7 protein-coding genes are annotated in these 6,632 nt (G+C 59.3%); all 7 read left to right on the top strand.

The annotated features are described in order from the left end of the window. Positions 1-246 precede the first annotated feature (246 nt). From M0D69_RS36980 to fdxA, 7 genes are read left to right on the top strand one after another with little or no spacing between them, the layout of a single operon-like run. Complete coding sequence (locus M0D69_RS36980; protein ID WP_301786777.1) at positions 247-1,230, top strand: ABC transporter substrate-binding protein; 984 nt, start codon at positions 247-249, stop codon at positions 1,228-1,230. After that, positions 1,227-2,066 carry an ABC transporter ATP-binding protein gene (locus tag M0D69_RS36975; RefSeq protein ID WP_301786776.1) on the top strand — a complete coding sequence of 280 codons (840 nt, stop codon included), beginning with the start codon at positions 1,227-1,229 and terminating at the stop codon, positions 2,064-2,066. Before M0D69_RS36980 ends, M0D69_RS36975 begins: the two co-directional genes overlap by 4 nt. After that, a complete protein-coding gene (locus tag M0D69_RS36970) occupies positions 2,066-2,902 on the top strand; it encodes an ABC transporter permease (RefSeq protein WP_301786775.1) in 837 nt (278 codons plus the stop codon). Before M0D69_RS36975 ends, M0D69_RS36970 begins: the two co-directional genes overlap by 1 nt. A 55-nt stretch (positions 2,903-2,957) precedes the next feature. Then, the gene (locus tag M0D69_RS36965) at positions 2,958-4,340 is read left to right on the top strand and encodes an FAD-dependent oxidoreductase (RefSeq protein WP_301786774.1); all 1,383 of its coding nucleotides are present in this window, start codon (positions 2,958-2,960) and stop codon (positions 4,338-4,340) included. Continuing rightward, positions 4,337-5,503 (top strand): CaiB/BaiF CoA-transferase family protein, encoded by a 1,167-nt coding sequence (locus M0D69_RS36960; RefSeq protein ID WP_301786773.1) that lies wholly within the window; start codon positions 4,337-4,339, stop codon positions 5,501-5,503. The genes M0D69_RS36965 and M0D69_RS36960 overlap by 4 nt, the downstream gene beginning before the upstream one ends. Before the next feature lie 13 nt (positions 5,504-5,516). Further along, positions 5,517-6,290 (top strand): enoyl-CoA hydratase-related protein, encoded by a 774-nt coding sequence (locus M0D69_RS36955; protein WP_301786772.1) that lies wholly within the window; start codon positions 5,517-5,519, stop codon positions 6,288-6,290. Beyond that, positions 6,290-6,616, top strand: a complete 327-nt coding sequence (gene fdxA / locus M0D69_RS36950) for a ferredoxin (RefSeq protein WP_301786771.1) — start codon at positions 6,290-6,292, stop codon at positions 6,614-6,616. Before M0D69_RS36955 ends, fdxA begins: the two co-directional genes overlap by 1 nt. The last annotated feature ends 16 nt before the right edge of the window (positions 6,617-6,632 follow it).

The following is a 6,632-nucleotide window of genomic DNA, read 5'->3' as shown; positions in this document are numbered from 1 at the left end:
CCATGCGCTTATTGCGCGATGACGGTAATGCCGACATTTCTGTATAACGACATGGTGTAGAGGGGGGTGCACTAATTTGGGCAACGTGCACAGGCAAAATTTGATCTTGTAGTGGGCAATTTAGAATGCGTACAGTGCGACAAATAGAACATAACGCGCTTGGATGACCTGTCTTCTTACACTTGGGGTAGTGACCTGATGGATTGTCGATTCAACTTACGCAGGCGAAGGCTTGTACTGGGATCGTTGGCGACAGCGGGCGCTGCGGCGGCCGGCTCTCTTGCGACGGTCCAGGCGTTGGGCGCGGAGGAGGGGCTTATCAATCTGCAACTTGGTTATATAGCCGGCGCCGATCAAATTGCAGAGGTAACTGCCCGGGCCATGGGGTATTTCAAGGATGAAGGGCTGAGTCTGGCGATCCAGCCGGGTGGCCCGAGTGTCGACGGCCTCGCGATCGTGGCTTCGGGCAGGTTTGAAATCGGGGAGATCTCGTCCAGCCCGGCGATCATGCTGGCAACATCTCAGGGCATTCCGGTTCAATCGTTCGCAGCGGGTCTTCAGCGACACCCTTACGGTTATTTCTCTCTCAAGAAGAATCCTGTGCATACGCCCCAGGACTTCATCGGAAAACGCGTGGGCGTCGCACCGACCGGCGTGATATTGCTGCGCCTTTTGCTAGCCAAGAACAAGATCCCCGAAAACCAGGTGACGATCGTCCCGATTGGCGGTGACATGTCCTCATTGCTCACCGGACGAGTGGACGTCGTGACGGGCTGGCTCTCGAACACCTCCGCGCTGAGGGCGTTAGGCGACGAGCGAGTTGGTTTGACGTTATGGGACGCAGGCGTGCATCTGTATGCGTGGCCGTACTACGCGACCCAATCCACGCTCGAGACCCGTCCGGATCTTCTCGTGCGGTTCCTGCGCGCAACCGCGCGCGGATGGCATGTCTGCAGAACGCAGCCGGATCGCGCCATCGAATACCTGCTGAAAGATTATCCGCAGTTGAACCGTGAGGACGAACGCGCGGCGCTGGCCATCAAACTCCAGTGCGCGCTGGACGACGAAACGGCGGCGAACGGCTGGGGCACGATGAGCGCCGATCGCTGGCAGCAGCAGATCACGCAATTCGACCAGTTGGGCCAGTTTTCGGGCCACGTACCGGTCGTAAGCGAAGTCATGACGACGGCCATCCTCGAGAAGACCCGGTCGGTCCGGATGGCCGTATGAACGCGAATATCGACATGACGGCAGTGCAATCTCCGGCGCGCGCATGGAGCGCTGCCGGCGACATGGCTGTCAATGGACATGCGATCAGTTGTCGTGACATCGTGGTTCGATTTTTCTCGAACCGCCGCAGCGTGACGGCAATTTCCGGGCTGTCGCTAGATGTGCGGGAGGGCGAATTCCTGACGCTGCTTGGTCCTTCCGGGTGCGGGAAGTCGACCTTCCTTCGGGTTGTAGCAGACCTCCTGCCGCCCAGCAGCGGTTCGATCAAGGTCCTTGGCGACAAACCTTCGCGCGCCCGCGCCAACGGCGACGTTGCATTTGTCTTCCAGGACGCGGCCTTGATGCCGTGGCGAACCGTGCTGCAGAACATCGAGCTACCGCTCGAAATCTCAGGCAAAAGTCCGCGCGAGCATCGCGTCAGAACCACCGAGCTACTGGATCTCGTCGGGTTGAGGGGATCGGAAAACGCATACCCGAATGAACTTTCCGGTGGAATGCGGCAGCGGGTTTCCATTGCGCGCGCACTGATAGGGAATCCGAAGGTCTTGCTGATGGACGAGCCTTTCGGCGCGCTCGACGAGATTGTGCGGGATCGTCTGAACGACGAGATTCGCAGGATATGGAAGGAAACCAAGCTGACGATCCTGTTCGTGACCCACAGCATCTATGAGGCGGCTTATCTGGGCGAGCGCGTGCTCGTGCTGGCCGCCAATCCCGGGCGCGTGCGCGATATCGTCTCGGTTCCGCTTCCCTACGAGCGCACGCTCGAAGCACGGGAAAGCCCCGAATTCGTGTCCCTTGCCGCCAGATTGCGCAAAACGCTGGAGACCTGCTGATGGACGCCAGCTCGACTCCAATGGATGTGCACGCGGCCTCGCATGCAGCCTCGTATGCGATCGACGAAGCTCGCTACCTGGAGGAGCAGCGCAGGCTCGCGCGTCAGCGACGCGTGCTGCCTGTACTTGGCATCGCGGGTCTGCTGATCGCGTGGTGGGCCGTCATTGCGGGCTTCAACATCAAGCCCTTTATCGCGCCGTCTCCAATACTGGTGATGCAAACCATCATCCAGAAGAGCGACCTGCTGCTGCAGAACCTCGGCGTGACGGCACTGGAAGCGCTGCTCGGGTTCATCTTCGGCAATCTCGTTGCGATCCTCGTTGCGACCGTGTTCGTGCACAGCAAGATTCTCCAGCGGCTGTTTTTGCCGATAGCCGTCGCGATCAATGCGATTCCCGTTGTCGCCAAGGCACCCATCCTGGTGTTGATCATGGGCAACGGAATGGCGCCAAAAATCGTGATCGCCGCGATGGTGTGCTTCTTCCCGACCTTGATCAACACCGTGCGCGGGCTGGAAGCAGTGAATCCGCAAATCATGGAACTAATGCGCATGCTGTCGGCAACGCGTACGCAGATCTATTTCAAGCTCCGTTTGTTTAGCGCGCTGCCATATCTGTTTTCCGCATTGAGGATAGCTGCCTCGATGTGCGTGATTGGCGCCATCGTGGGCGAGTGGATCGGGTCGACCCAGGGGATCGGCGCTCAGATTATCCAGGCCACGTACAACTATGACTCCCCGCTGTTATATGCGGCCATCGTGATGAGCGCACTTTTATCGGGTCTCTTCTACGTCGTGATCGCGCTGCTGGAAAAGCGGATCGTGAAGTGGTCTTGATGTGGCCTGCGCACTGAGGCGGCTAATTCGTTTGTACGGGCAGTAAGGAAATCAAATGACTTTTCAGAAATTTTTGCGTGAACCGGCTCGCGACACGAAGGTCGCGGCCAAGGCCGATGTGGTTGTCGTCGGCGGTGGCCCCGCAGGCCTGGCCGCGGCGCTGGCGGCGGCACGCAATGGTGCGCAGACGATTCTTCTTGAGCGTTATAACCATCTCGGCGGCCTTGCATCCGGCGGTATGGTGCTGGTATTGGACGACATGTGGGACGCGAGCCAACACGAAATTTCAGTGCGGGGTACGTGCCTGCAATTCATCGAGCGGATGTCGCATCTGGGCCTGGCTATCTATCCGAAATCAAACGAGTGGCGGCAGAGCCAGGAGGCGTACCAAAAGTGGGCTCGTTGGGGCACGTTCGATTTTCATAGCCGCCAGCAGCCGCGTCCGGTCTGTTTCGCCGCGGCGTTCGACCCCGATGGCTGGAAACGTGTGTCGCTCGAGCTCGTCAAGGAAACCGGGGTTCAACTGCGCCTGCATTCGTGGTTCTCCAGGACACTTGTTGAAGACGATGTCGTCAAAGGTGTTGTATGCGAGACCAAGAACGGACGTGAAGCCATTCTCGGAGACGTAGTTATCGACGCCACGGGTGACCTGGATGTCGCAGCGTCGGCAGGTGCGCCCTACATTGGCGGAAGCTACATCATGACGACCGTTTTTCGGATCGGTGGCGTGGATACCGACACCGCCGAGCGGTTCGAATTCGAAGACCCGGTGGCCTACGCCGCGCTCGACCGGACGATCAAACAAATGCTGGGCGGTGCATGGGCCTATTGGTGGCTCAAGACGCCACTGAAGGGCATCGTCTGGTGCAACTGTCCGCACTTGCCCGGTTATAACGGGATCGAGGTCGAAGACCTGACCCGGGTGGAGATGCTCGGGCGCGAGATCGTTCACGAAGTGCTCGAATTTGCGAAGAAAAACTTTCCGGGTTTTCAGTCGAGCTATGTGGTGGACTTTGCTCCTCAGACCGGCGTCCGGCAAACGCGACTGTTGCAGGGCGAATATGTGATGACCAAGGACGACATTGCAAACCGGGTCCGCTTCCCGGACGCCATCGCGCGCGGACGTGACTACTACTATCCGTATCGCTCGCTGCTGCCGAAGAAAGTCGACAACCTGCTGATCGCGGGCCGGCATTACTCCTCGACCTCCCAGGCGCAAAAAATGTCGCGTGAAATCCCGCCCTGCATGGCAATGGGCGAAGCCGCAGGGGTCGCGGCGGTGCAGGCGCTCAACGCGGGCAAAAGAGTTCGCGATATCGATGTCGGTCTGCTGCAGCGAACCTTGCGCGCACAAGGCGCGGACCCAGGGGACCAGATGGGTCCCAACCCTGACATTCCGGCACTGGCGGCAAGCGCTGCGATTGGAGTGGCCGCATGAGTTCGGTCTCGTTCAAGCCATCTGCTGTGTCTGACCTCCCGCTGTCGGGGATCAAAGTCGTCGATTTCACGCAAGTGATGATGGGACCCGTGTGCACCCAAATGCTCGCGGACTACGGTGCGGACGTGATCAAGATCGAGCGGCAAGGCAAAGGGGACCTGAGCCGCTCGACGTTCCAGCCGATCGCAGGCGCAGATAACCCGGTCTTCTGCAGCCTGAACCGCAACAAACGGAGCGTGGCGCTCGACTTGCGCGACCCGTCACAGTTGGAAGCCGTCAAGAAACTTATTGCCGGGGCTGACGTCGTGACCAGTAATTTTCGCGCCGGGGTGATGGAGCGTATGGGTCTCGGCTACGAGGAGTGCAGAAAGCTCAACGAACGGATCATCTTTGCCATTGGAACTGGCTTTGGCGAAACGGGGCCCTATAGCGCGAAGGGGGGGCAGGATGTGCTGGCGCAGGCAATGTCGGGCGTAATGGCCCGGCGATCGGACGAGTCGGTGCCGCTGAACATCTATCCGACTACGCTTGCGGACTACTCCGCCGGCATGCACATGGTGCAGGGCATTTTGCTCGCGTTATTGCATCGCGACAGGACCGGGCTCGGGCAGAAACTATCCGTGTCGCTGTATGACTCGATGCTTGCTATCCAGATGCAGGAGGCGGCCATGCTGATGATGGCTGATTCCGAACTGAATTGGGCCGCAATGCCGCTGTCGTTGGTGTTTCATGCAAAGGATGCACCGTTCGTACTCGTCGGTGCATTCAAGTCGAACCCGTTACGCGACATCTGCGATGTGCTCGGAATCGATGACCTGTCGACTGACCCGCGCTACTGCAATCTCGGGCAGCAATTGCGGCACAAGGCTGAACTTCGCAGCACCTTGGCCGAGGGATTCCGCGCCGAGACGCGCGATCACTGGCTTCGCCTGCTGGAAAAAAAGGACCTGCTGTGCGCACCCGTCAAGCATCTGCGCGAGGTGCTGGACGACGAACAGACGCATCACAACCAGATGATTTTGCAAGGGCACGGAATAGGGCAGGAGTTGTCGCTTATCGGCAGCCCGATCCGGATGTCGGCGTCACCCGTTGAACTGCGTCGGCCACCGCCTTCGCTCGGACAGCACACCGCCGAGGTATTTGGCGACGACTTCGTCAAATGACAGGTGACATTCAATGGACGTAAATCTGGAACTGAACGGCGGTGTTGCACGGGTCACGATTTCAAGGCCCGATGTACTTAACGCGCTCGACTCCGCCGCGCAGCAAGAATTGGAAGAGATCTGGCAACGGATCGAACGGAATCCGGACATTCGCGTGGTTGTGCTGACAGGCGATGGCGAGCGAGCGTTCTGCACCGGCGCGGATATAAAAGCCGGCAGTTCCAGCGGGCTCGATTACTGGGCTCATCCGCTGCCCAAAGGTTTCGGCGGATTGCCGCTGCGCGAGACGCTGAACGTGCCGGTCATCGCGCGCGTCAATGGTTATGCGCTTGGCGGCGGACTGGAACTGATGCTCGGCTGCGATATCGCCGTTGCTTGCTACGAAGCCGTATTCGCCCTGCCGGAACCGAGAGTGGGCAGGATGCCGCTCGACGGCGGCATGACGCTGCTCACGCGCCAGATTCCCTACCGTCATGCGATGGGCATGCTGCTGACCGGGCGACACGTCAAAGCGACCGAAGCGTTCGAGATGGGGCTCGTCAACGAGGTCGTGCCGCGTGCGGATCTCGATGTGGCGGTCGAGCGCTGGGTCGGCGAGATATTGTCCTGTGCGCCGTTGTCGTTGCGCGCGATCAAGGCTTTCGTGCGCTCGACGCAGGGACTGTCTCCCTCCGCCGCGCAGGGCATGCGCTTGCCCGCGCTGGTCACCGCATTGGAATCCGAGGATGCGCTGGAAGGTGTCCTGGCATTCAAGGAGCATCGCAAGCCCGTCTGGAAGGGGCGCTGATGGCATATGTCATTACCGAGGCCTGCATCGATGTCAAGGACGGCGCATGTGTGGTCTGCTGCCCCGTGGATTGCATTTATGAGGGCTCCCGATTTTTATATATTCACCCGGATGAATGCATTAACTGTGGTTTGTGTGTATCGGTTTGCCCGACGAGTGCGATCTATGACGCTCACGATCTTCCAACCGAACTAAGAGAATATGAACGGATCAATTCCGAATTCTTCGGGCCTGCCGTAACAGCGCTTGGCAGTCCGGGCGGAGCGTGTGACGTCGGCTCGACCGGCATCGACCATCCGGAAATCCGCAGCTATACCAGACAGTAATACGGGCAACGAGGTT

The organism is Caballeronia sp. SEWSISQ10-4 2 (assembly GCF_030464885.1).
Taxonomy (GTDB): Bacteria; Pseudomonadota; Gammaproteobacteria; order Burkholderiales; family Burkholderiaceae; genus Caballeronia.
This window is presented reverse-complemented; position numbering and strand designations above follow the sequence as displayed.

What these genes read in the sequence shown, in the direction of transcription:
- M0D69_RS36970 (WP_301786775.1), top strand. Translation starts at nt 2,066, where the DNA reads ATGGACGCCAGCTCGACTCCAATGGATGTGCACGCGGCCTCGCATGCA.
- M0D69_RS36955 (WP_301786772.1), top strand. Translation starts at nt 5,517, where the DNA reads ATGGACGTAAATCTGGAACTGAACGGCGGTGTTGCACGGGTCACGATT.
- M0D69_RS36975 (WP_301786776.1), top strand. Translation starts at nt 1,227, where the DNA reads ATGAACGCGAATATCGACATGACGGCAGTGCAATCTCCGGCGCGCGCA.
- fdxA (WP_301786771.1), top strand. Translation starts at nt 6,290, where the DNA reads ATGGCATATGTCATTACCGAGGCCTGCATCGATGTCAAGGACGGCGCA.
- M0D69_RS36960 (WP_301786773.1), top strand. Translation starts at nt 4,337, where the DNA reads ATGAGTTCGGTCTCGTTCAAGCCATCTGCTGTGTCTGACCTCCCGCTG.
- M0D69_RS36965 (WP_301786774.1), top strand. Translation starts at nt 2,958, where the DNA reads ATGACTTTTCAGAAATTTTTGCGTGAACCGGCTCGCGACACGAAGGTC.